Source organism: Bacillus sp. C28GYM-DRY-1, from assembly GCF_030519405.1.
Classification (GTDB): Bacteria; Bacillota; Bacilli; order Bacillales; family Bacillaceae; genus Bacillus; species Bacillus spizizenii_A.
This window is the reverse complement of sequence record NZ_JAUMKF010000012.1, coordinates 37,280-60,619: the sequence shown is the minus strand read 5'-3', so window position 1 is coordinate 60,619 and position 23,340 is coordinate 37,280. Positions and strand designations below refer to the sequence as shown.

22 protein-coding genes and 2 pseudogenes are annotated in these 23,340 nt (G+C 44.8%); 11 read left to right on the top strand and 13 right to left on the bottom strand.

The annotated features are described in order from the left end of the window. Positions 1-69: 69 nt before the first annotated feature. Together yclK and yclJ are read right to left on the bottom strand one after the other, a co-directional pair. A complete protein-coding gene (gene yclK, locus Q3W56_RS13065) occupies positions 70-1,491 on the bottom strand; it encodes a two-component system sensor histidine kinase YclK (RefSeq protein ID WP_302895781.1) in 1,422 nt (473 codons plus the stop codon). Beyond that, positions 1,478-2,161, bottom strand: a complete 684-nt coding sequence (yclJ, locus tag Q3W56_RS13060; protein ID WP_302895780.1) for a two-component system response regulator YclJ — start codon at positions 2,159-2,161, stop codon at positions 1,478-1,480. The genes yclK and yclJ overlap by 14 nt, the downstream gene beginning before the upstream one ends. Positions 2,162-2,373: 212 nt before the next feature. Between yclJ and Q3W56_RS13055 the strand changes: the two genes are divergently transcribed. Further along, complete coding sequence (locus Q3W56_RS13055) at positions 2,374-3,837, top strand: ABC transporter permease (RefSeq protein ID WP_302895779.1); 1,464 nt, start codon at positions 2,374-2,376, stop codon at positions 3,835-3,837. Positions 3,838-3,852: 15 nt separating this feature from the next. After that, positions 3,853-4,533: an ABC transporter ATP-binding protein gene (locus tag Q3W56_RS13050; protein ID WP_302895778.1), complete on the top strand. Its 681-nt coding sequence runs from the start codon at positions 3,853-3,855 to the stop codon at positions 4,531-4,533. A 102-nt stretch (positions 4,534-4,635) separates the two neighbouring features. Here the strand turns inward: Q3W56_RS13050 and Q3W56_RS13045 are convergent, their stop codons facing one another. Genes Q3W56_RS13045 through gerKA form a run of 3 tightly spaced genes read right to left on the bottom strand, consistent with a single transcriptional unit; the run spans position 4,636 to position 8,632 of the window. After that, positions 4,636-5,760, bottom strand: a complete 1,125-nt coding sequence (locus Q3W56_RS13045; protein ID WP_302895777.1) for an endospore germination permease GerKB — start codon at positions 5,758-5,760, stop codon at positions 4,636-4,638. 24 nt (positions 5,761-5,784) lie between these two features. After that, positions 5,785-7,008: a Ger(x)C family spore germination protein gene (locus Q3W56_RS13040; RefSeq protein ID WP_302895775.1), complete on the bottom strand. Its 1,224-nt coding sequence runs from the start codon at positions 7,006-7,008 to the stop codon at positions 5,785-5,787. Beyond that, positions 6,998-8,632: a spore germination protein GerKA gene (gene gerKA / locus Q3W56_RS13035; RefSeq protein WP_302895774.1), complete on the bottom strand. Its 1,635-nt coding sequence runs from the start codon at positions 8,630-8,632 to the stop codon at positions 6,998-7,000. Before gerKA ends, Q3W56_RS13040 begins: the two co-directional genes overlap by 11 nt. 125 nt (positions 8,633-8,757) lie before the next feature. Between gerKA and Q3W56_RS13030 the strand changes: the two genes are divergently transcribed. Further along, entirely contained in the window at positions 8,758-8,979 is a 222-nt protein-coding gene (locus Q3W56_RS13030) for a YczF family membrane protein (RefSeq protein WP_302895773.1), read from the top strand. 14 nt (positions 8,980-8,993) lie between these two features. On the opposite strand, the gene Q3W56_RS13025 is transcribed toward Q3W56_RS13030, so the two are convergent. Then, complete coding sequence (locus tag Q3W56_RS13025; protein ID WP_302895772.1) at positions 8,994-10,748, bottom strand: right-handed parallel beta-helix repeat-containing protein; 1,755 nt, start codon at positions 10,746-10,748, stop codon at positions 8,994-8,996. Positions 10,749-11,025: 277 nt separating this feature from the next. Between Q3W56_RS13025 and Q3W56_RS13020 the strand changes: the two genes are divergently transcribed. Continuing rightward, positions 11,026-12,504: a peptide MFS transporter gene (locus Q3W56_RS13020; protein WP_302895771.1), complete on the top strand. Its 1,479-nt coding sequence runs from the start codon at positions 11,026-11,028 to the stop codon at positions 12,502-12,504. 27 nt (positions 12,505-12,531) lie between these two features. Here Q3W56_RS13020 and Q3W56_RS13015 read toward each other — a convergent pair whose 3' ends face one another. From Q3W56_RS13015 to Q3W56_RS12995, 5 genes are all read right to left on the bottom strand, one after another. Further along, on the bottom strand, positions 12,532-13,377 hold the full coding sequence (locus Q3W56_RS13015; protein ID WP_302895770.1) for an alpha/beta fold hydrolase: 846 nt from the start codon (positions 13,375-13,377) through the stop codon (positions 12,532-12,534). 65 nt (positions 13,378-13,442) lie between these two features. After that, entirely contained in the window at positions 13,443-13,907 is a 465-nt protein-coding gene (locus Q3W56_RS13010; RefSeq protein WP_302895769.1) for a pyridoxamine 5'-phosphate oxidase family protein, read from the bottom strand. After that, positions 13,904-14,131, bottom strand: coding sequence for a phenolic acid decarboxylase subunit BsdD (gene bsdD, locus Q3W56_RS13005; RefSeq protein ID WP_029316981.1), 228 nt, complete (start codon positions 14,129-14,131; stop codon positions 13,904-13,906). The genes Q3W56_RS13010 and bsdD overlap by 4 nt, the downstream gene beginning before the upstream one ends. Before the next feature lie 16 nt (positions 14,132-14,147). Further along, on the bottom strand, positions 14,148-15,569 hold the full coding sequence (gene bsdC, locus Q3W56_RS13000) for a phenolic acid decarboxylase BsdC (RefSeq protein WP_302895767.1): 1,422 nt from the start codon (positions 15,567-15,569) through the stop codon (positions 14,148-14,150). Positions 15,570-15,571: 2 nt separating this feature from the next. Beyond that, the gene (locus tag Q3W56_RS12995; protein ID WP_302895766.1) at positions 15,572-16,186 is read right to left on the bottom strand and encodes a non-oxidative hydroxyarylic acid decarboxylases subunit B; all 615 of its coding nucleotides are present in this window, start codon (positions 16,184-16,186) and stop codon (positions 15,572-15,574) included. Positions 16,187-16,275: 89 nt separating this feature from the next. On the opposite strand from Q3W56_RS12995, the gene bsdA reads away from it, so the two are divergent. The 6 genes from bsdA (at position 16,276) to Q3W56_RS12965 (ending at position 21,067) form a co-directional block, all read left to right on the top strand. Continuing rightward, positions 16,276-17,148: a transcriptional regulator BsdA gene (gene bsdA / locus Q3W56_RS12990; RefSeq protein WP_268401555.1), complete on the top strand. Its 873-nt coding sequence runs from the start codon at positions 16,276-16,278 to the stop codon at positions 17,146-17,148. Positions 17,149-17,263: 115 nt separating this feature from the next. Then, positions 17,264-18,070, top strand: a complete 807-nt coding sequence (gene tcyA, locus Q3W56_RS12985; protein ID WP_302895765.1) for a cystine ABC transporter substrate-binding lipoprotein TcyA — start codon at positions 17,264-17,266, stop codon at positions 18,068-18,070. Next, positions 18,057-18,761 (top strand): cystine ABC transporter permease TcyB, encoded by a 705-nt coding sequence (tcyB, locus tag Q3W56_RS12980; protein WP_302895764.1) that lies wholly within the window; start codon positions 18,057-18,059, stop codon positions 18,759-18,761. The genes tcyA and tcyB overlap by 14 nt, the downstream gene beginning before the upstream one ends. A 13-nt stretch (positions 18,762-18,774) precedes the next feature. Further along, positions 18,775-19,518, top strand: a complete 744-nt coding sequence (tcyC, locus tag Q3W56_RS12975) for a cystine ABC transporter ATP-binding protein TcyC (RefSeq protein ID WP_302895763.1) — start codon at positions 18,775-18,777, stop codon at positions 19,516-19,518. A 122-nt stretch (positions 19,519-19,640) separates the two neighbouring features. After that, entirely contained in the window at positions 19,641-20,288 is a 648-nt protein-coding gene (locus tag Q3W56_RS12970; RefSeq protein ID WP_019713292.1) for a YczE/YyaS/YitT family protein, read from the top strand. A 104-nt stretch (positions 20,289-20,392) separates the two neighbouring features. After that, the gene (locus Q3W56_RS12965; RefSeq protein ID WP_302895762.1) at positions 20,393-21,067 is read left to right on the top strand and encodes a 4'-phosphopantetheinyl transferase family protein; all 675 of its coding nucleotides are present in this window, start codon (positions 20,393-20,395) and stop codon (positions 21,065-21,067) included. On the opposite strand, the pseudogene Q3W56_RS12960 reads toward Q3W56_RS12965, so the two are convergent. Continuing rightward, positions 21,062-21,539, bottom strand: a pseudogene (locus tag Q3W56_RS12960) (aminotransferase-like domain-containing protein); the annotation flags it as partial. The gene Q3W56_RS12965 and the pseudogene Q3W56_RS12960 sit on opposite strands and share 6 nt — an antisense overlap. Between Q3W56_RS12960 and Q3W56_RS12955 the strand changes: the two are divergent. Continuing rightward, a pseudogene (locus Q3W56_RS12955) lies at positions 21,535-22,052 on the top strand (YcxB family protein). The pseudogenes Q3W56_RS12960 and Q3W56_RS12955 sit on opposite strands and share 5 nt — an antisense overlap. A gap of 14 nt (positions 22,053-22,066) precedes the next feature. On the opposite strand, the gene Q3W56_RS12950 reads toward Q3W56_RS12955, so the two are convergent. Continuing rightward, complete coding sequence (locus Q3W56_RS12950) at positions 22,067-23,293, bottom strand: MFS transporter (protein ID WP_302895761.1); 1,227 nt, start codon at positions 23,291-23,293, stop codon at positions 22,067-22,069. Positions 23,294-23,340: the final 47 nt, after the last annotated feature.

Genomic DNA, 23,340 nt, shown 5'->3' with positions numbered 1-23,340 from the left:
GGAGCACGCAATAAACCGAAGCGGAGTGCAAAAAAGGCGGCTGCATCTGAGATGCCGCCGCCCTGTATGTTATGGCTGTTTTGTCCTTAAAGGAAGGCGAATGATGAATGTTGTGCCTTTTCCTTTTTCACTCTTGATTTCTATTGTGCCCTGATGCATCTCAACGAGCTGCTTAACGATGGAGAGACCGAGTCCGTATTCCCCGTATGCCGTGTTTGTTCTTGAAATATCAGCTTTGTAGAATCGCTCCCAAATATGCTCAATATCCTCTTTTGAGATGCCGATTCCCGTATCTTCAATCTCGATAATCGTCTCTTTATACCCTTCTATTCCGCGCAGCCAAATGTTACCGTTTTGCGTAAATTGGATGCTGTTTTTCGTAATGTTGACGAGAATCTGAATGAACCGGTCATAGTCGGCATGAACGATGATGTTATCCTCTACCTGAATAACCAGCTTGTTTTGCTTTTCTTTCGCCTGCTGTTCCAAGTGCTCTTTCACGATTTCAAAAACTTCGATCAGCGGAACATCAAGCTTGTTCAAGGTAATTTGCTGGGATCTGATTTTTTCATAATCCAGATTTTCTTTTACGAGCCGCAGCATGCGCTTCGTTTCCTCACTGATTAGCGAGAAGCATTTATCCTTCTTATCCTCAGGAATCGTATGGCTATTCAGCCCTTCAACCAAACCGTTGATCGTCGTCAGCGGTGTTTTTAATTCATGTGATACGTCTGCGATAAACTGCCTTCTCCGCTTCTCAAGGCGATCGATTTCATCCCTTGATTGCTTTAATTTTTTCGCCATGATATTAAAGTCAGACGCCAGCACACCAATTTCGTCCCCGTAGCTGTTTTCTAAGTGGATGTCATAATCGCCGGAAGCCACTTTATCCGTCGCTTCTCTCAGCTTTTGGATCCGTTTGACATGGAATTTGGACAGAAGCCAGCTGACAAGAATGGTAATGACAAGCGTGCTGATCACAGCGTAAAACATATAGAGGTTGACTTGATTGACCATCTGTTCAACACCGCTGATCGGAGAAATTAGCAGAACGGCGCCTTTAAATTCGTTCTGAACAAATATAGGCTGCGCCACAAGGGACACTTCATCATCAAAACGGCCATCTGCCCTGATCATGACAGTCTGCCCTTTTTTCAGCTTATTCCATTCCGATTTCTTCAGCTTTTCCCTTGGTTGATGGTGAAAGCCTTCAGGAAGAAAATAAGGCTGCTGCTCTTCATTAAAGATAATAAACTGTGTCTTTCTTGTGCTTAAAATATCCTGATATGGATACAGTCTGCGCATGTCAACCTGGCCGGCTTGGAATTCGTTTGCGATCTGCAACGCATATGACGTCAATTCCTCTACTTTGTTTTGATAGGCAAACTCTTTCACAAATTGGGAAAATAGAGAAATAATAATAACAAACGCTAAAATCAAAATGCTGATATGGCTCAGAAGCAGCTGATATAAATATTTAATCTTCATCAAATTTATACCCTACTCCCCACACAGTGTATAAGAAAGGTTTGTCTTCGCTGCCAAGCTTTTTCCGCAGCCGTTTGATATGAACATCTACCGTTCGCTCATCTCCGTAGAACTGGTAGCCCCATACATGCTCAAGCAGCTGTTCTCTGGAGAACACCTGCCGCGGATTTTGGACAAGGTAATAAAGCAGATCGAATTCCTTCGGCGTGAGGTTTTCTATAGGCTCTCCGTTTAAAAATACTTCTCTCGTCTTCTTATTAATTGTAAAGTATTCCGATTCGATCATATCTTCATCAATGACCGCCTTGCCTGTCGCCCGGTATCTTCTGATGACTGCTTTGATGCGGGCAACCAATGTCAGCGGACTGAATGGCTTTGTGACATAATCGTCCGCTCCCATCTCAAAACCGATGACCTGATCTGATTCAGTATCTTTGGCAGTCAGCATGATAATCGGCACCGTGCTTGTCTCTCTTATTTTTCTGCAAATGGTCACGCCGTCCATGGAAGGTAACATAATATCTAAAATGATCAGATCCCAATTTTCCTCCGTAAAACGCTGGTACCCCTCTAAACCGTCATGAACGAATTCCGCTTCAAACCCTTCCTTAAAAAAGAACATCTCCGTCATCGTACATACACTAACATTATCTTCTATCATTAATATTTTCATTATATCCTCCGGTTGGTTTGATGCTTTTTTATATAATAGCACCATTTTATACAGAAGGTTTTGTGTTTCACAATTGTTAGTTTTTATTTCATCAACTAGAAATAGATTGTTCATAGTTTTTTCATACCTTTGAACTACTATTAATTTATCAACAAGCAGGCCCGCCCCACAGACGGCCTTATCAATAAAAATACCTATACGGAGGAACATAAATGAACTTTATCAAACGGGCCTTTTGGAATATGAAGGCTAAAAAGGGAAAAACGTTATTGCAATTATTTGTGTTTACAGTTATATGCGTCTTTGTTCTGTCAGGTCTCACCATCCAGTCGGCAGCACAAAAATCAAGCGAGCTGGCCAGACAGGAGCTCGGCGGAAGCGTAACGCTTCAAGTTGACCGCCAAAAGCAAATGGAAAAACAGAAGGACAGCGGAGAAAAACGCAGATTTGAATCAACACCGATCAAAGTGTCTGATGCAAACAAGCTTGCAGCACTTGATCATGTGAAGAGCTACAACTACATCACATCAGCTTCAGCCAACGCGGGAAACTTTGATGCTATTGAAAGCTCAAGCTCTAGTTCAAGTGATTCCAGCAGCAGTTCAAGCTCAAATGCTAAAAACAGCCAAGGCGGCGGACAAGGCGGACCGCAAATGGTTCAAGCCGATCTTTCAATTGAAGGTGTCATCAGCACTGCGTTAGTTGATGATTTCTCTGACGGAGATGCCAAAATCACTGATGGACGCGCCATTACAAAATCTGATATCGGCCAAAAGGTAACAGTAATCAACGAAACATTAGCGGAAGAAAATGATTTAAGCGTTGGAGATTCGATCACAATTGAATCAGCAACAGACGAAGATACAACAGTGAAGCTGAAGATTGTCGGTATCTATAAAACAACGTCTTCAGGCGACGACCAAGCCCAAAATTTCTCTTTCTTAAATCCTTACAACAAGCTTTACACGCCTTATACCACAACAGCAGCGCTGAAAGGTGACGACTATAAAAATACAATTGACTCAGCTGTTTACTATATGGACGATGCGAAAAATATGGACGCTTTCGTAAAAGCAGCGAAGAAAACATCAATTGACTTCGATACGTACACACTGAATACAAACGATCAGCTTTACCAGCAAATGGTCGGCCCGATTGAAAATGTAGCTTCTTTCTCTAAAAACGTCGTGTATCTTGTATCAGTGGCAGGCGCTGTCATTCTTGGCCTGATTGTCATGATGTCAATCAGAGAGCGCAAATATGAGATGGGCGTGTTAATGGCAATCGGTGAAAAACGCTGGAAATTGATTGGACAGTTCTTAACGGAGATTCTGATCGTGGCTGTTATCGCAATCGGCCTTGCATCGGTAACGGGAAATCTAGTCGCGAACCAGCTCGGCAATCAGCTTTTATCCCAGCAGATCAGTTCATCAACTGATTCTACACAAACCGCAAACGGACAAATGCCTGGCGGCGGTGGCGGCATGGGCGGCCGAATGTTTGGAAACAGCTCATCAAACGTAAACGTTATTGATTCACTGAACGTTGCGGTTTCTATGAACGACATGCTTGTACTTGGCGGGATCGGCATCTTAATCGCCATCATTGCCACATTGCTGCCGTCTATCTCAGTACTGCGGCTCCATCCGAAAACGATATTGACAAAACAGGAATAGAGAGAGGCGAAACCTATGAGCTTATTAGAATTTCAACAAGTCGGCTACTGGTATAAAGACAAAAGCCAGCCATTGTTTCAGGATATCAACATCAGCTTTCAAAAAGGAAAATTCTATACAATCGTCGGCACATCAGGGACAGGGAAAACCACTTTTCTGTCTTTGGCAGGCGGACTTGACGCACCAAAAGAAGGAACGATCCTTTACGATGGAAAAGCGGTTTCCAAAATCGGCTTAACAAATTTCAGAAACCAATATGTATCAATTGTGTTTCAGGCGTATAACCTGCTTCCATATATGACGGCTCTGCAGAACGTCACAACTGCCATGGAAATCACAGGTTCTAAAGAAAAGAACAAAGAAGCGTATGCGCTGGATATGCTGCAGAAGGTTGGCATCAGTGAAAAACAAGCACGGCAAAAAGTGCTGACACTAAGCGGCGGACAGCAGCAGCGGATATCAATTACAAGAGCTTTCTGCTGTGACACGGATCTCATCATAGCCGATGAACCGACCGGAAACCTTGATGAGGATACATCAAAAGAAATCGTGCGGCTTTTTCAAGATCTGGCGCACAAGGAAAATAAATGCGTTATCATGGTAACGCACGACGAGCAAATTGCAAAAGTATCGGACATCAATATCAGGCTCTCAAGAGGAAGCTTTACTGTGAAGGAAAACGTCGCAGTCGTATAACAAAACCGCGCCTCTGCCAGTGCAGACAGGGGCGCAACCTAAATCCCCCTTTTATATAGAAGTGAACATAAAAAGAGCGGCGGCTGCATCCCCCCGCTCTTTTTATTGTTTCTTTTTTTCCGATCCCTTTGATTTCTCTCTTCGCTTCTTTTTCCAAACGGCTATGATAAACAAGAAAAGCGGAAACAAAAGCTGAAAGGGCAAATGAATATACAGCGGCACCACCTTTAGGCCTTCGTTCAGATGCTCTGAAAAATTAGTCGCAATCGTAATAGAAAGGATTAGGATGCCCAATCCCATTGGATAAGCCAATTGTGAAGGTTTTTTTTCCTTAAAGAGCGTGGACGTGCCCACCACCACTGCGTATAAATAGAGGCTGACCTTGAAGAAACCGCCGATGATCAGCGCCAGCATAAAAAAGACATCGAGACGGTCTAGAAATTCTTCAACCTTAATCGTCTGAATCGTACTTAAAAGCGGAAACTGGGATCTGAGTGTAAGATCAACATCGAGCACGCTGATATTAATTGCCACGCTCAGCGCCACAACCAATCCGCTGATGGCTATGGCGGCCATTCCCACTTTCTTCACATCTTTTCGGTCATTAAGATGAGGGAATATCATCACAAATAAAACCACTTCACCAAACGGAACGTACATGGTCTGTGTGAAAACAGAGTGAATGACAGGAACAATGCCGTCTTCTAGGATCGGTTTTAAATTCTGCGTATCTATCGAACCCGATACAATAATCAGAACAAGGCCGAGGGCGCCCAGTAAATACATGGCTCCGAAAAGAAGCTCAGCCGCACGTGCGAGCACTTCAATTCCTTTTCTGACGGCATATATGCTAACAATCATTAATAAAGCGTTTACGATCAGAATTGGCGTATCATGATAGGCAAACGTTAACAGCATTTCCCCAAAATCTCGCAGCACCCGGGCGGCGATATAGGCAAAGTACAGGATATACAGAAATGAAAACAGCCAGCTTAGCTTGGTTCCCAGCATATCATCCATATATTCTTTCGGTGAAGATTCGGGGTAACATTGATAAATGCCTTGATACAAATAGTATAGTAACAAACCGGCCGCACAGCCTAATAGAACTGCGATCCAAGCATCCCTGCCAGCCATTGAACCCGGTGTTATCAATAAAGAGCTGCCCAGCTCAAAAATGATAAGCATGACAAACAGCTGCCGTATGCTGATTTTGGCTTTTTCCACCTGGCATGTCCCCTTTCTACAGACCTATTCACCTTCAAGCTGGTGTTGAATTGGATTGTTTCGCAATCCCGTTCTTCTGATATACGTCTCTGCCTTCACATCGACTGGCAGTTCGGGCAAATACTCTTTATCCCAAGTGTCTTTCATTTTTTTCCACTGCTTCGGAAACCTTCTGTATATCGTGTCACCAAAACCGATAAAATCAATTTTGTTCTTCTTAACCATTTCCACAGTGTTGATGATTTCCTTTTCCAGTTCTTTGTTGAGAGCTTTTTCAATGGCAGACAGCTCCTTTGGATCAGACAATTGGAAAGGGTATTTGACAGCATCTATAATTCCTTCAACCGCCACACGCACGTGGATGTGCGGACGTCCGTTCCGCATCTCAGGTACGAGCTTTGTGGTTTGATGAGTGACCTGTAAGCTGACCGCGTCCTTTGTCTTGTCCCAATCAGCATTAATAAATGTATGCTGAACCTTGTTCATAAGCCAGACAGCTCCAACGCTTTCCCTATCCTCGATCCAATACTTTAAATGTCCTGACTTATTAAAAACCGCCAAACCGTCTGCCTGAAGAATGGCTTTTGGATCTGTCGCCTGCGTGTTTTCCATGCTGATTCCTTTTTTATCGTCTCCAATCATCATATATCCTGGGATAACCGGTGCTCTTGTGTTGATGGCAAGTTGTTTCAGGACGTCCTGAATATTGGTTTTGACCACCCGTCCGTATTGCGCCTCCGTGAAATCGAGTGTTTTATTGACTTTATTTGACGGGATTTTATCAATCGGCGTCAGGATTTTCACGATGTTTTCCGCTTTCGTTTTATGAGCGATGACAACCGTGGCCGTTGTCCTGAATTCTGTGTCGCGATCCAGATTATCTAACACAAAATCCAAGCCTTCCTCTCTGGCCAGCTTTTCACTAATCGCAACGAGATTGGTATGGGCAAAGTAAAGCCGCCGGGATACCTTCATGGAAGCTTTTCTGAGCGCTTCCGTCATGTTGTCGCCTTCAATTGAATAAACGGATACAGGCGGCCTGTCTCCAGCACCGCCTCCCTGAAGCCCGCCGGCAACATTTCCGGGATTGATAATTTGAAGATGCAGCACGTAATTGCCTTCGTTCGTTCGATCGATGCCAATCGCCGAAATAATCGCAAGGTCCGTCAGTTCCCGCTTATCCCAGCAGCCGGGCAGCACAATCACACTCAAAAGCATGAGAACGGCTAATACACGTTTACGCACCATTCTGATCCCCTTCTTCCAAGTCCTTGTTTACCATTCCGCGTGAAGCGTCAGGTTCTGGGCGCTGATCATCCCCCTGCCGTACCTTATCTTGCTTGCTAATCGATTCCGGCCTATTTTCATCAGCCCACCATGGAACCCGGAAAAGTGCATCCTTTACTCCTTGGGAAGAAAAGGGAGCAAGCGGTGACATATAAGGAACACCAAATGAGCGCAGGCTGCATAAATGGACAAACATCATAATGATGCCTAAAATCAGCCCGTAAAACCCCATAATAGAGGACGCAATAATAAAGATAAATCGAATGAGACGGGCTGAAATCGCCATGGCGAAAGCGGGTGTCGCAAAGCTGGCAATCGCGGTAATCGCAACGATAATGACCATGGCCGGAGAGACGATACCAGCCTGTACGGCAGCCTGTCCGATAACAAGCGCACCTACAATCGATACAGCCGAGCCTACGACACGCGGCAGCCTGACGCCGGCTTCTCTGAGAATCTCAAAAGCAACCTCCATCGTAAGTGCTTCGACGACAGCTGGAAACGGGACAATTTCCCGCTGGGCTGCAATCACAACTAACAGCTGCGTCGGGATCATTTCCTGGTGAAATGTAGTGGCTGCCACGTAAACAGCCGGAGCCACGAGTGAAATAAAAAAGACTAAAACCCGCAGAACCCGTATGCTCGTCGCAATGTCAAAACGCGAATAGTAATCTTCAACAGATTGAAAGAATTGAACAAATAAGGCCGGTGCAATAAGAACAAACGGCGTTCCGTCCACAACAATCGCAAATCTTCCTTCTAACAGATTTCCCGCTACAACATCAGGGCGTTCTGTATGATACATGGTCGGAAACGTCGTAAAGGTTTCATCTTCAATCAGCTGCTCAATATATCCAGATTCTAAAATACTGTCTATGTCTATTTTTTTCAGGCGCTGCTTCACTTCCTTCAGCACCTTTTCATCACAAATGCCATGAATGTACATGAGCGCGACATCCGTGTGGGTTACAGACCCGATTTTCATTTTTTCTACCCATACATTCGGATTTTTGATGTATCGCCGAATCATGGAAATATTGGTTTGAAGAGACTCTGTAAACCCTTGGCGCGGGCCGCGGAAGGACACCTGGGTGCTCGGTTCTTGGATGGAACGCTGTTCTCCCCCTTGAGTGCTGCAGATAAGTGCCTCTTCAGAACCGTCTGCAAAAACGAGCGCATTGCCGAGCATTAATTCAGAAAAAAGGTTGTCCCAGCTCTTTTCCGCTTTCACTCCGCCTAATGGGAGCATTTTTTCTAAAATCTGCTGGATCGCATGAGGGTTTTGGATAGACTCATCCTGTACCAAAGGCTCAATTAACGATTCATGGATCGTGCTATTATCGACCAGTCCTGCTATATAAATAATAGCTAGATGGACACGGTCCTGCTCACCAATTTTGATCTCACGAATAATGACATCGGAACTGCATCCGACTTCCTTCTTCGTTTCCGCTATGTTTTTAGTCAAACTTGCGGAAATAAGAACCGGTCTTTCTTTTTCTTGCAACTGATCCTGATTCTTTCCTTCTGTACTCTGTTTATCTTTCGAATCGGTCTCTTTCTTTTGCTTAGAAAATAAAGGCATACACAAAATACCTTTCCTTGTTATTTTCTCATATTCTTCCTTTTGGAGTTCATATTATGCATACTGATGGCTGCGGTATAACTTTTCCGATAAAGATAGACACTAAAAGCGGAGGGTGATGAACCATGAAGATATTAGGCGTGACAGGGGTCTTATTGATTTGTTTATTAACCATTTCTGTTTTGATGGACATGATTCAGGGTTTCAGTTTGACGAAAGCCATTTATAACAATATGTCCAGCTTTAAGATGACGACGTTTGCAGAATGGGTCGTGATTTTATTTTTTGTTTTCATACTAGTGAGAGAAGTGTATGCAACCTATAAATCGAAAAAAAAGAACCCCTGAAGCGGGGCGTTTTTTCAAGCGATAATATTGCCGTCTGCTGTATCGCTGCTATGTTTGTTGATGGTTCCTTTGAAGATGCGATTGCCAATGATTTTGGAATTCGTTGAGGTGTTTGTTTGAATGGCTGTCGCCATGCCTGCGGAGAGGTTATTGATGGTGTTTCCAGAGATGATAGAGCCTGCAGAACCGTTGATATAAATGACAATCGGATTTCCGGCTGTTCTGTTGACTGAAATGGTGTTATCAAAAATTTCATGCACACCGGCGTTGATATAGATCGTAACCAAAAGTGGAGATCTCTCAAAGTGGTTGCTGAAAATTGAGGTTTTTGCACTTGTGGAACAGTAAATTGGGTAATTTTTAAACTCTTTACATGTGTTGTTTTTGATAATAGCGCTAGCACTATTCGTAACAGAAAGAGCATATGATTCCGGGGCTGCTTCAAACGCGTCAGGATTTAGTATATTTCCTTCAATCACCGCGTTTCCTTGAGCGATCCAGATTCCCCGGCTGAATTTTCTCAGCACATTATCTTTAATGATCATATCGCCTCCGGAAATGTTCACGCCGTCAATAACTTGAATGAGGCAGTTATTCAGAAATGCGGTATCTTCTGACAGCACTGCGCGAAGGCCGGTACTGCGCATTGTGTTAGACAATCCGTTTTGAATCTGGTTGCCGTCTACCTTTACGTCGGAAGACTGATAAACCATTACCCCTGTGTTTTCAAAGTTGCTGATTTTATTGTTGGTGACAAGTACGCTCTTTCCCCTGACATCAATCCCGGTTGAAAACCCGGTAATGAGATTCCCTGCGATGACCGCATCACTGCTCTCTTTTCCTTGTGACACACCGAGTCCGGTAATTCCAACTCGAGGCGCAGCAGCCGCGCCTTCCGCCCGTCTCAGGATATTTCCCTTGATCACTGTTTGCGTTCCATATCCGTAGCTGATCGTATTGTCTGAATGGTTTCCTTCTATTGAAATGCCGTACCCGTTAAAATTGGTCACGGAACTGGAAACGTTGCCGATAAAATGGTTGTTGCGAATAGATACATTGATCGGTTCTTCATAATCCACATCACCTTCGCCATATCCTTCTATGTCAATTCCGAATCTCGGCGCTGTCCCATTTCCCGTTCCAGCATCTGCAATTACGCACTCCTCCACCGTGACCATGTCACATCCGGTTATGGAAATGTTATTTCTCCTCGACCGCCGTACCTCACAGCGGCGAATGGTAATATGCTCTGACGTTCGATAATCATTATTTGTCTTTAATCCCCTCGGGCTGACAATGATCCCGTCGCCGGTAAAATCAGAAATTCTGACATCATCAATGACAACATTCGAGCATCCTTCAATGCAAATGCCGAAGCCCCATTCATGGGTTGACCTTATCCCCGCAGACACATACGTATGCTCGTCACGCTCGCCGATAATTTGTCCCCCGGAAATGGTTATATTCTCTTGCTTGCCTACATAAAATGCGGAATAACCCCACGAACTGTTTGGGATCACCTTGATGATACACTCGGGGTCCATCACAATCTCAAGATTGCCGGGAACTATGATCCCAGCATTTCGAAACTTCTGATTGGGATCTCCCCCAAACGTTCCGTCTATTAAATATGTTCCCTTTGGAAACCAGACAGTATGATATCCTTTCGAAACAGCCGCACTGAGGCATTGATTAATCAGTCCTGTTGAATCCGTTTTACCATCTCCTAAGATACCGAAATCCGACGCATTTAATATGAATTCAGCCAATTGTGAGCCTCCTTCTCTATGATTACTATCATAATACTCACAAAGGCCCGATCCGCTTGTACATTTTTCTATAATTTTATTAAAAAAATATAAAGGAATAGTCTTGTAAGAAAACCTTACAAAAAAGGACTTAATTATCAGGACAAAAACACTATTTTTATACATTTATAACTTTTCCATTATGGAACTATTTGAAATGAGTATAAATTATATTGACACAAGTATTATATAAGAATATGATTTTTATAATACACTTTTAAGAAAGGGTTTGGCTGACATGGCTTCGATTGATAACGAAAGTATCATTAAAAGCGTCCCGCAAAAAGGGTTCTTTGGTCACCCAAGGGGACTATTTACACTATTTTTCACCGAATTTTGGGAGCGTTTCTCTTACTATGGAATGAGAGCAATCTTACTTTACTATTTGTATACAGAGACGGTAAACGGAGGGCTTGGTTTTGACAAGGGCACAGCAGTTGCCATTATGTCGATCTACGGATCTCTCGTATACATGTCCAGTATTATTGGCGGATGGCTCGCAGACCGGATATTTGGTACCGCAAACACCGTGTTTTACGGCGGCATATTCATTATGTTCGGTCACATTGCACTCGCCTATCCGGGCAGCGCGACAGCATTCTATATCAGCATGGCACTGATTATTATCGGAACTGGCCTATTAAAACCAAACGTCTCAAGCGTAGTTGGGGATCTTTATACGAAAGAAGACCCGCGCCGTGACTCGGGTTTCAGTATTTTCTATATGGGAATCAACCTCGGTGGTTTACTCGCGCCGTTAATTGTCGGAACACTCGGACAGAAGTACAACTATCATCTCGGCTTCGGAGCTGCCGCAGTCGGAATGCTTCTCGGACTAATCGTATTTGCTTTAACAAGAAAGAAAAACCTCGGGATTGCAGGTTCGAATGTGCCGAATCCGCTGTCTAAAAAATCAGCGATCGGCACTAGTATCGGAGTGATCGTGATAGCGGTTGCTGCGATTATCGCTGTACAAACAGGCGTGCTGACAATCAATCGGTTCATCAATCTTGTAAGTATTCTCGGTATTTTGATTCCTATCGTTTATTTCATTATCATGTTTACAAGCAAAAAAGCGGACAAAACAGAAAAATCTCGTCTTGCCGCTTACGTTCCTTTGTTTATCGCTGCTGTCATGTTCTGGGCGATTCAGGAACAGGGAGCAACCATTCTTGCGTTATACGCTGATGAACGCACAAAGCTTTCGTTGGGCGGATTAGAACTTCAGTCCTCTTGGTTCCAATCATTAAACCCATTGTTTGTCGTCATTTTTGCGCCAATTTTCGCATGGCTCTGGATGAAGCTTGGCAAACGCCAGCCGTCTACACCAGTTAAATTCTCAATCGGAATTATTTTAGCCGGCTTGTCATTTGTCATTATGGTATTCCCGGCTATGCAAGGAAAAGAGGCACTCGTAAGCCCGCTTTGGCTTGTTCTCAGTTTCCTGCTTGTTGTGCTAGGAGAGTTATGCTTGTCACCAGTCGGATTATCCGTCACAACAAAACTTGCGCCATCTGCATTCTCTGCACAAACAATGAGTCTGTGGATGCTGACGAATGCATCAGCCCAAGCGATTAATGCCCAAGTAGCCGGGTTATTTGATAAAATCCCTGAAACAACTTACTTCGGCACCATCGGCTTGATTTCTATCATCCTCGGTGGCATTCTGCTGCTGCTCTCGCCAATTATTAAGCGTGCGATGAAAGGGATACTGTAATAAAAAAACAGCCCGCAGGCTGTTTTTTTATTTATCCATCCATTTGCTGAAGCTTCGATCAAAGACTTGCGGTTCTTCCAGCATTGGCTGATGGCCGCTCTTCTCAAAAATAATCTTCTCCACATGCGGATATAAACCGTCAACAGCATCCCACAGTGTAACAGGCGCAACTAGATAATCATATCTTCCTAAGCCGATGTAGACCGGCACTTGAACATCAGCTAACCTCTGAATAAGGTTAAGCTGGGCAAATGTATGGCCCCATAATTCATCGATAATCGGCATATTCGTGAAAACACCGTCCCATAAAGCAGCAGCATGGGGCCGCTCTTGATAAAAGCTTTTCGCTTCAGCGCGAATACACATGTGCACAAAGCGTCTCTCAGGATCTTTTTTGATGTCCAGCGGCAAATTCGCAATATCTTTTTCAAAACGTTTTTTTCTCTCAAGACTGGCTGTCTCCATGAAAAACGATTCACTTTTTCGCTGTCTTGCTTCACTATTATCAGGTGCAGTGTTGAAAAGCGCAACCTTCCGGACATGTTTAGGATATGTCCTGGCATATTCTAAAGCCATAAATGCATGTCCAGAATGGCCCAAGATGACGACATCCTCCAGCTGTAGAGACATTCTAACCCTTTCTATATCCTCCAAAACGGCATCAAGCCTCGAGTCCTCTGCCCGCGGTGCCCGCTTTGGCTTGGCAAATCCTCTGTGATCAGCAAATATCCATTGATATTTCTGTTTGATGTCTGAGGAAAAAAGACGCGGGTAGTAAACCGCACTTCCGATCACAAGGATGGTTGCGCCCTCCCCCTCGATTCGATAGGATAAATCAAAACCGTCCGAGTGACAGATCCCTGTACGTTCCATTTCTCACGCCCCCTTTGTTTTCATTATATAAAAAAAGCCTGACGCATGGCGTCAGGCTATCGTTATTACCTTTTTAATTCCTCCAGCGTCTTTTCCCATCTGTTCAGCACCTCTTCAGGACTGTGAAGCTGGATACGGACACCAGAAGTCAAATCAGCATAACTCGCCACGTCCTCCCTCACCGAGACAATACGGCAGGCAAAACGTTCTCTGTCATATTCGGCTTCTTTTAGAGGCGGCAAAGGCTCGCATTGCAGCTTCACATAATGAGCGGCTCCCTTCCACCATGCCGTGAACTGCGCTTTTCCTGTGCAAAGGATGTTGGCTGCAGTCGCTGTGTTTTTCCACAGAGCGATTCGGACATCTGTTCGGCTTATTGCAATGATTTCTCCCGCACTGATCATAGCGGCGTGCGGCCAGCCGTCCTCCGCTACCGTTTGCAGAACGAAAGCCTCATGCTGCTTCTCATTCAAGCGATTCCCGTCAAGCAGCTCAAAAAGGCGGTCTGACATACAGTTCACGCTGATCAAGCCTTTCGCTCCGGCACAGCCGGAACTTCAATTGCTGTTTCTGTTTCCTTCGGATCAATTTTAAATGCCGGATTGTATTTCGCTGGATTTGTAATGCTTTCCGGCTCACAGGATCTCCATGTAAAAAAACATGTTTGACACTGATAAACTTCCCAAGCGCCTTCCACAGGCGATTTGCTCATAAGTTCTCCCTTTTTTGAATTGCATCGAGGACATGTATGCATTTCGATCATCCTTTCCTTATTTATTCATGAAGTCCATTAATTTTTGTTCCCATTCTTTCGTTGTTAATGGTGAATCAAGCGGCTGTGAATAATGGCCTCTTGTTTCCGGCGCAACCGGTGTAGTGGCGTCAAGAATCATTTTGTGAGTGATTCCTGATGGATTAGATCCTGGGTCAAGCGGCAGGACAGATAAGTCTGGAATGATGACCGCATCGTGCTTCGGATGCATTTTGGTTGAAAGCGCCCACATGACCTGCGGCAGGTTGAACGGGTCGACATCCTCGTCAACGACAATGACCATTTTGCAATAGCCGAGCCCGTGCGGCGTTGTAAGAGCGCGCATACCGACCGCTTTCGCAAATCCCCCATAGCGTGTTTTTGTGGAAACAATTGCAATCAAACCATGTGTGTACATGGCGTTCACAGCCACAATTTCATTCGGATACGCTTCTTTTAACTGCTGATAAAGCGGCACACAAGTGTTAATGCCGATCATGTAATCACATTCTGTCCAAGGCATGCCTAAGTATAGATGTTCAAAAATCGGATTGTTTCTGTGATACACGCGTTTAATTTTGATGATCGGCATGCTGCGTCCGCCGGAATAATGGCCTGTGAACTCACCGAACGGCCCTTCATATTCACGCTCACCGGCAATGATTTCACCCTCAAGCACTACTTCAGCGCCCCATGGAACATCAAGATCAGACAACTTAGATTTCACGATGCGATATGGTTCGCCTTGAATGGCGCCTGCCATTTCGTATTCTGACTGATCATAAAGAAGCGGAGTCGATGCCGCGGTTGTTATGACTGGCTCACAGCCGAGCGCAATGGTAACCGGCAGATTGATGCCGCGTTCTTCAGCTTGACGCAGATGGATCGCAATATCATGCTGCGGCACAGGCTGAATGCCAAGGCGGTCTTTTCCTTTCACCTGCATTCTGTATATGCCGACATTCTGTTTGCCGAAATTGTCAGGATCTTCAAGATCGCGTGAAATGACACATGCTTTGTCTAAATAGTAACCGCCGTCTCCTTGATTAATTCTGAAAAGGGGCAGTATATCGAACAAATTTATATCTTCTGTGATTTCATTTTCATGAAACGGCGCTGATTCCTCACGTTTGACCGGCATTGGAAACTGGTCATAACGTTTCGCGAATTCAAAAAACTGTTCTTTCACTGGCGTGTCTTTTGGCATGCCCAGCATCATCGCATGGTTCGGCCAAGAGCCGATCACATTCATCGCAATTTGTGCGTTGTGATAGCCGTAAATATTGTTAAATAAGAGCGCGGGGCTTTTATCTCCAAGATTGCTGGCAGCGCGTGCTGCGGCCCCTAAATCCGGCTCGGGCTTTACCTCTTCATTCACTGTTAGCAGCTGTCCTTCTTTTTCAAGGGCAGCGAGAAATTCTCTGAAATCTTGATAAGCCATGATCAAGCTCCTCCTTTTTGTTTTTCAATCCCATTCCAGCGTTTCGCTTCAGGGAGGCGAATGCCGAATTGGTCCAACGTTCTGAATACAATATGGTCGACCATTTCCTCTAAACTGCTCGGCTGATTATAAAATGCCGGCATCGGAGGAAGAATGATGGTACCCATTTTCGTAAGCGCTAGCATATTTTCGAGATGAATCTGGTTCAAAGGTGTCTCTCTCGTTAAAAGGACGAGTTTCTTTCTCTCCTTAAGCATGACATCCGCCGCGCGCGTCAGCAGATTATCCGCCATCCCTGTGCGAATGCTTGCGAGAGATTTCATGCTACATGGCGCAACAATCATTCCATTCGTATCAAACGACCCGCTTGAAATGGCTGCCGCCTGGTCCTTATGCGAATAATTGTATGTGGCCAGTTGTTCTACTTCTTTTAAGGTATAGCCTGTTTCGTGTTTGATCGTGACGTTAGCCCAAGGAGACACAACAAGATGGGTTTCTACTTCGGCGACCTTCAGCCACTCAAGCAGCCTGACCCCGAAAATAGCCCCTGTTGCCCCTGTCATTCCGACAACGAGTTTCACTTTGCCCCCTCCTTTACGCTTGAATTCTGTTTTCATTTCCATCATACTCCTGATATATCCATATGAAAAATATCTGTTAAATCTATATTTAATACCTAAAAGGTATAGTAAGGAGGCGCTTTCTTTTGGACATTCGCCAGCTTCGATATTTCATTACCATTGCCCAAGAACAAAAAATCACATCCGCCGCCAAAAAGCTTCATATGGCGCAGCCACCTTTAAGCAGGCAGCTGAAACAACTGGAGGACGAGCTAGGTGTTGTTCTATTTGACCGGAATAAGAAAAAACAAATGACGCTTACATATGAAGGAACTGTTTTTCTGAAAAGGGCCAAAGAGATTCTGCACAGGTTTGAAGATGCAGTCATTGAGGTACAAGAGCTGAAGGAAGAGGTAGCCGGCACGCTGGCCGTGGGTTCAACGATTTATTGCGCGGCTCTGATGCTTGAAAAAGTAACACAGATCAAAGAGAGGTACCCGCACCTCACCTTTAACATTTGGGAGAATGAGCCTGCGACACTGTTTGAGCTGCTTGAAAGCCGTCAAATTGATGCTGCGGTCACCACGACGCTGATCAAAAGCGATACAGTTCAATTCAAACAGCTTGATGATATTCCATGTGTGCTCGTGCTTTCAGAAGAAGCCGGGTATCCGTGCGGTGACACGATTAAAATGGAGGATATTCCTTCCTTTCCGCTGATTTTGCTGCGGCCTGTCAACGGGAAGGGCGTCTATAATCAGGTCATGAATGAATTTCATCGTTTGAATCTGGAACCGCGCATTGTTTGCGAATGCCACGATTCCGCAACTTTGCTCAGTCTCGTCTCATCCGGATTCGGCGCATCCATTCTGCCCGTCACGATGATTCCCGTTCATATGAGAAACCATGTTCACACCGTCCATATCGAAAACAATCCTTTCATTATGACACCGGCAGTCATCTGGAGAACAGACAGTTATTTGCCAAAACCGGTACAGCAATTTTTGGATTTGTTTTAAAAGATTTTGCCTTATGAAAACCAATTACTTGACTCATACTAAAAAAAAGTTATCCTTTAGATTTGTAAGCTATTTCTTTATTTCAATAAAATCAACCAGAAAAGTGGGGAATAAGATGAAAAAAGCATTATTGGCTTTATTCATGGTCGTAAGCATTGCCGTTCTCGCAGCTTGCGGAGCAGGAAATAACAATCAGTCAAAAGATAATGCCAAAGACGGCGATCTTTGGGCTTCTATTAAGAAAAAAGGTGTGCTGACAGTCGGTACGGAAGGAACATATGAACCGTTCACTTACCACGACAAGGACACTGACAAGTTGACTGGCTATGATGTGGAAGTCATTACAGAAGTCGCAAAACGTCTGGGACTGAAAGCCGACTTTAAAGAAACGCAATGGGACAGCATGTTTGCCGGCCTGAATTCCAAACGATTTGACGTCATTGCCAACCAAGTCGGAAAAACAGATCGTGAAGACAAATATGATTTCTCAGATAAATACACAACATCGAGAGCCGTTGTCGTGACGAAAAAAGACAACAACGATATTAAGTCAGAAGCAGATGTAAAAGGGAAAACGTCAGCTCAATCACTGACAAGCAACTATAATAAATTAGCTACAGATGCGGGCGCGAAAGTTGAAGGTGTTGAAGGCTTGGCACAATCCCTACAATTGATTCAGCAGGGCCGCGTCGATATGACATACAACGATAAGCTTGCCGTATTGAACTATTTAAAAACATCAGGCAACAAAAACGTGAAAATTGCGTTTGAAACAGGTGATCCTCAAGAAACGTACTTCACGTTCCGCAAAGGAAGCGACGAAGTTGTTGATCAAGTCAACACAGCTTTAAAAGAAATGAAAGAGGACGGGACTCTTTCTAAAATTTCTAAAAAATGGTTCGGCGAAGATGTTTCTAAATAATCTGCCGGCATTGACGCTTGGCACGGCGATCCCGTGGGATCTGGTGCAGCAGTCATTCTGGCCGATACTTTCAGGGGGAATCTACTATTCGATTCCCCTTACCATTCTTTCCTTTATATTCGGAATGATACTGGCGCTGATGACGGCGCTTGCCAGAATGTCGAAAGTGAGACCTTTGAGATGGGTGTTCAGCATATACGTATCCGCGATACGGGGCACTCCTCTTCTCGTTCAATTGTTCATCATTTTCTATTTGTTCCCGGCCTTTAACATCACATTAGATCCATTTCCAAGCGCAGTTATCGCCTTTTCATTAAACGTCGGTGCCTATGCATCTGAAATCATCCGGGCATCTATTTTATCCGTGCCGAAAGGGCAATGGGAAGCCGGTTACACAATTGGCATGACACATCAGAAAACGCTGTTCCGCGTCATTTTGCCGCAGGCGTTTCGTGTGTCGATCCCGCCATTATCCAATACCTTTATCAGCCTGATCAAAGATACGTCCCTCGCTTCTCAGATTTTGGTCGCTGAGCTGTTCAGAAAAGCTCAGGAAATCGGCGCGCGGAATCTTGATCAGATTTTAGTGATCTATATTGAAGCAGCCTTTATTTATTGGATAATCTGCTTCCTGCTTTCACTCGTCCAGCATGTCATCGAACGGCGTCTTGACCGCTACGTGGCCAAATAAGGAGGTTCCGAGTATGCTTACCGTTAAAGGATTAAACAAATCATTCGGTGAAAATGAAATTTTAAAAAAGATAGATATAAAGATTGAAAAAGGAAAAGTCATCGCCATACTTGGGCCTTCAGGTTCAGGGAAAACGACGTTGCTCCGCTGCCTGAATGCGCTGGAGATCCCAAATCGCGGGGAACTTTCATTTGATGAATTCTCCATCAATTTCTCCAAAAAAGTGAAACAGGCAGATATCCTAAAGCTGCGCCGGAAATCCGGAATGGTATTTCAGGCGTATCACTTGTTCCCGCACCGCACAGCCCTTGAAAACGTGATGGAGGGCCCTGTTCAGGTGCAAAAACGGAACAAAGAGGAAGTCAGAAAAGAAGCAATTCAGCTTCTTGAAAAAGTCGGATTGAAGGACAAAATGGACTTATATCCGTTCCAGCTCTCCGGCGGCCAGCAGCAGCGCGTCGGCATCGCCCGCGCATTGGCCATTCAGCCTGAGCTCATGCTGTTTGACGAACCGACCTCAGCGCTTGACCCCGAGCTTGTCGGAGAGGTGCTGAAGGTTATCAAGGATTTGGCCAACGAAGGCTGGACCATGGTCGTCGTGACCCACGAAATCAAATTCGCCCAGGATGTGGCGGACGAAGTCGTCTTCATCGATGGCGGCGTCATCGTGGAACAGGGACCGCCGGAGCAAATTTTCTCCGCACCAAAAGAAGAACGGACGCAGCGGTTCTTAAACCGGATTTTGAACCCGCTGTAAAAAGAAAAACAGGGCTGCCTCAGCCCTGTTTTTTATGGTTGAGCCCCTTTCGCCTATTCCGCCCTTTTGTCAGATGTGCTACAATGACACTCGACTGAATTTTACGAAAGAAGGGACCTCACGTGAAGCAAGAACTTGTTCTGCGCTGGACATTTTATTTTGCCGGTTTGATTATTTTAGCTTTTGGTGTATCCCTGACGATAGAAGGGAAAGCACTCGGCATTAGTCCGTGGGATGCATTTCATTACAGCCTGTTTCAGCATTTCGGGCTTACCGTCGGCCAGTGGTCCATCATTATTGGAGCGCTCATCGTCGGATTAACATCATTGTTTACGAGGACTTGGCCAAAAATTGGGGCGATCCTGAACATGGTGCTCATTGGTGTTTTTATAGATTTTTTCAATTTTCTTCTGCCTGCCCCCTCCACCTACACAGGCTCCGTCATCGTCTTCTCTCTCGGCGTGCTGCTGATCGGCTACGGCGTCGGTGTTTATGTATCAGCGGGCCTTGGCGCGGGGCCGCGTGATTCACTGATGATGCTGATTACAGAAAAAACCGGCTGGAATGTGCAATGGGTGCGGAACGGCATGGAAATAACAATTTTGTTTGCGGCATGGGGCATGGGCGGTCCGATCGGTTTAGGTACAATTTTGACCGCCATCCTCACCGGTATCATTTTGCGCTTTTCATTGCCGCAGTCCATCCAGCTGCTGAATTATGCTGTGGCAAGGCGGACAGCCGCTGTGAAAGCAACTCCGCCTATACACTAAAACAAAGCCGTTTCGGCTTTGTTTTTTTATTTTCTCCTCTATATGAGTCTTGTTGAAGTATGATAGGATGGTTTTGACAATCTTTTGCAGACGGAGGATCTAGAATGAAAATTTACGGAATTTATATGGACCGGCCGCTTTCCCAGGAAGAGACTGACCGGTTCATGTCTTTCATCTCACCTGAAAAACGGGAGAAATGCCGGAGATTTTATCATAAAGAAGATGCTCACCGCACCCTGCTGGGAGATGTGCTCGTTCGCTCAGTCATCAGCGGGCAGCATCAGCTGGACAAAGCTGACATCCGCTTCAGCGCACAGGAATACGGGAAGCCCTTCATCCCTGATCTTCCTGACGCCCATTTTAACATTTCTCACTCCGGCCGCTGGATCGTTTGTGCGTTTGATTCACAGCCGATCGGCATCGATATTGAAAAAATGAAACCAATCAGCCTTGATATCGCCAAACGTTTCTTTTCAAAAACAGAGTACAGTGACCTTTTAGCAAAAAACAAGGACGAGCAGACAGACTATTTTTATCATCTATGGTCAATGAAAGAAAGCTATATCAAACAGGAAGGCAAAGGCTTATCGCTTCCGCTAGATTCCTTTTCAGTGCGCCTGCATCAGGACGGACAAGTGTCCATTGAGCTTACAGACAGCCATACACCATGCTATATCAAAACCTATGAGGTGGATCCCGGCTACAAAATGGCCGTATGCGCCGCGCACCCTGATTTCCCCGAGAATCTCACAATGATCTCGTACGAAGCGCTTTTATAAGTGGCTCATCAGCAGCTTGATGCCATGGTCAATATCTTCCGTTTTCACATTGGAAATATTGATTTTTAATAGATTTTCTTTCGGATGAGATCTGATAAGTAATGACGGTCTATCGCCTCAAGGAGAACCCCTTGTTTTTTCAGCCTTTGAATCACCCTTGAGGCTGGCAGATCTTGAAAAAGCTCCAGATGAGTGTGCATGCAGGGTGCCTGCCCGCTGGAGAACGTAAAGCGGCCGCTCCCCAGCTGCCTATATGTTTGAATGGCTTGATGAAGCCTCAGTGACCGTTCCTTATAGGATGCGCTATTTTCTCCTTATGCCTGCCATACATGCCGCTTTTCAGATAAATTTCTAACGCAGCTTGAGAAATCATCGAGCAGTCGATGTCGTTCAGCTTTTTGTACGTGTGAAACGTGTCAGCCAGCACATCCGGCAAAACAGAGGCCCCTACGCGAAGGCCGGGGAACATCATAGAAATTACTTTTAAGGATGTAAGGGAAATCTTTTTTTATCAGGTCGGAAAAATCTCACTCTTTTACTTTCTGTTGTTTTGCGCCATTTTTGCTGCAGTTCATTTCATTAACGGGTGGCCCCGTATTGTTTATGGCAGCGAAGCGTTTAACTTGTTTATGAATAGTATTTTCATTATCGTGATGTCTGTTCTGTTTACACTGCTGCTCCTCCTTCTTCTATATGTAAAGTTCTCTAGAGCATACAAGAAGAACGAACGGATTAAATCCAAAAGAACGTATACCCTAAATAAAGAAGAATCCGTATATGTTCTAAAAAGTATGACCTCATTTTTCATTGGAATGAAGTAACCGCTGTTTTCGAATATAAGAATATCTTCCGGATTAATACATCCAGCAGCCAATGCGGTACCAAAACATTTTTTCATTCTAAAGAGGAAATGAACAGATTCAGGGGCATTATCCTTCATCATACCGAATCAAAAAAAGTAAAATTCAAAAAGGATCAGCGCTGACAGTGCTGGTCCTATTATAATGATTCATGCGTTCCTTTTGTCTTCTGTTTATCTAAAAACAGCACCAGCTCTATTACAGCCGATACACCTACAAACACGACGCACACAACAACAATCAGCATATAATCATGGCTCATGTCAAAAAACAAACCGCCTGCATACACACTGAGAGCCCCGGCAATCTGATGAATAAAGAAATTGATGCCTAACAGCGAGCCGATCAATCCTGTTGGATAATTCTCTGAAATAGACGCCGCGGTCAGCGGGATTACACCTGTGTAACTGAGCCCGAATAACAGGATAAACCCGAAGTACCAAAGTTCGCTGTGGTGGATTCCAAGAATGGGAATGAGCAGACAAATTAGACTGAGCAGCCGAATGAAAAATAAGATAGACAACATCATGCTTCTGCTGCCGAGGAGATCTGACAGCCAGCCCGCCAGTAATCCGCCAATGATAATAAACGCCCCGAACGCGGCCACCATTCCGTTGACATGAGAGACATGCGCATCCTTCAGTATTGGAACGAGATGAGCATCAATGATCCCCATTGTAAATCCGCATGTAAACATGCCGAAGTACAGAATATGAATGAGACGGGACTGCTTTACCACCTTCCAAAATCCTCGCCAGTCATAAGATTTTTTTACTGACGGCGCTTGCGCATGTGGCGGGGGCTTCATCCCGAAGGCGAGGAGCGGCAGCAGAACAGCCGCCATGACAATGCCTAATATCGTATAGGTGTTTTGCCAGCCGGCATGATACGGAGCTGCGGCCCAAATGGGCGAAAGCAGCAGCAGGCCCGCAGAGTTGGCATTGGTCAAAATAGCGAGCGCCAGGCCTTTGTGTGTGTCAAACCAGCGGCTGATGAAATATTGGGCCGTCACACCGACCGCACAGGAATAGCCGATTCCGCCGAGCACTCCGTAAATGGCAGAAAACACATGAACATTCGGTGAATACGGAAGCACCAAAAAGCTTGCACTGATACAAATAGCTCCAAGCGCCATAATTTTTCTGACACTAAACCGGTCAATAAAAAACCCGACAAAAAACTGAACGATGCCCGTGGTGATCATAAAAATGCTGACTGAAAGCGAAATCAGCGACCTGTCAGCATGGAAGGTATCCGCCATCGGCAGCATAAAAAATTGAAAGGAGTTTCTGAATGAGTTCATTCCAATGGCAAAAACAAACGTAAACAGCAATACAAACCATTTCATCTTGGGAGATGCATGCATGTTTCTACCTGCCTTTGATTGAGTATTGCAACTATTATATCATATAA

Bases quoted from the DNA above. Each gene is read 5' to 3' on its own strand.
- yclJ (WP_302895780.1), bottom strand. From the start codon at position 2,161: ATGAAAATATTAATGATAGAAGATAATGTTAGTGTATGTACGATGACG.
- Q3W56_RS13055 (WP_302895779.1), top strand. From the start codon at position 2,374: ATGAACTTTATCAAACGGGCCTTTTGGAATATGAAGGCTAAAAAGGGA.
- Q3W56_RS13050 (WP_302895778.1), top strand. From the start codon at position 3,853: ATGAGCTTATTAGAATTTCAACAAGTCGGCTACTGGTATAAAGACAAA.
- Q3W56_RS13040 (WP_302895775.1), bottom strand. From the start codon at position 7,008: ATGGTGCGTAAACGTGTATTAGCCGTTCTCATGCTTTTGAGTGTGATT.
- gerKA (WP_302895774.1), bottom strand. From the start codon at position 8,632: ATGCCTTTATTTTCTAAGCAAAAGAAAGAGACCGATTCGAAAGATAAA.
- Q3W56_RS13030 (WP_302895773.1), top strand. From the start codon at position 8,758: ATGAAGATATTAGGCGTGACAGGGGTCTTATTGATTTGTTTATTAACC.
- Q3W56_RS13020 (WP_302895771.1), top strand. From the start codon at position 11,026: ATGGCTTCGATTGATAACGAAAGTATCATTAAAAGCGTCCCGCAAAAA.
- Q3W56_RS13015 (WP_302895770.1), bottom strand. From the start codon at position 13,377: ATGGAACGTACAGGGATCTGTCACTCGGACGGTTTTGATTTATCCTAT.
- bsdD (WP_029316981.1), bottom strand. From the start codon at position 14,131: ATGCATACATGTCCTCGATGCAATTCAAAAAAGGGAGAACTTATGAGC.
- bsdC (WP_302895767.1), bottom strand. From the start codon at position 15,569: ATGGCTTATCAAGATTTCAGAGAATTTCTCGCTGCCCTTGAAAAAGAA.
- Q3W56_RS12995 (WP_302895766.1), bottom strand. From the start codon at position 16,186: ATGAAAACAGAATTCAAGCGTAAAGGAGGGGGCAAAGTGAAACTCGTT.
- tcyA (WP_302895765.1), top strand. From the start codon at position 17,264: ATGAAAAAAGCATTATTGGCTTTATTCATGGTCGTAAGCATTGCCGTT.
- tcyB (WP_302895764.1), top strand. From the start codon at position 18,057: ATGTTTCTAAATAATCTGCCGGCATTGACGCTTGGCACGGCGATCCCG.
- tcyC (WP_302895763.1), top strand. From the start codon at position 18,775: ATGCTTACCGTTAAAGGATTAAACAAATCATTCGGTGAAAATGAAATT.
- Q3W56_RS12965 (WP_302895762.1), top strand. From the start codon at position 20,393: ATGAAAATTTACGGAATTTATATGGACCGGCCGCTTTCCCAGGAAGAG.
- Q3W56_RS12950 (WP_302895761.1), bottom strand. From the start codon at position 23,293: ATGCATGCATCTCCCAAGATGAAATGGTTTGTATTGCTGTTTACGTTT.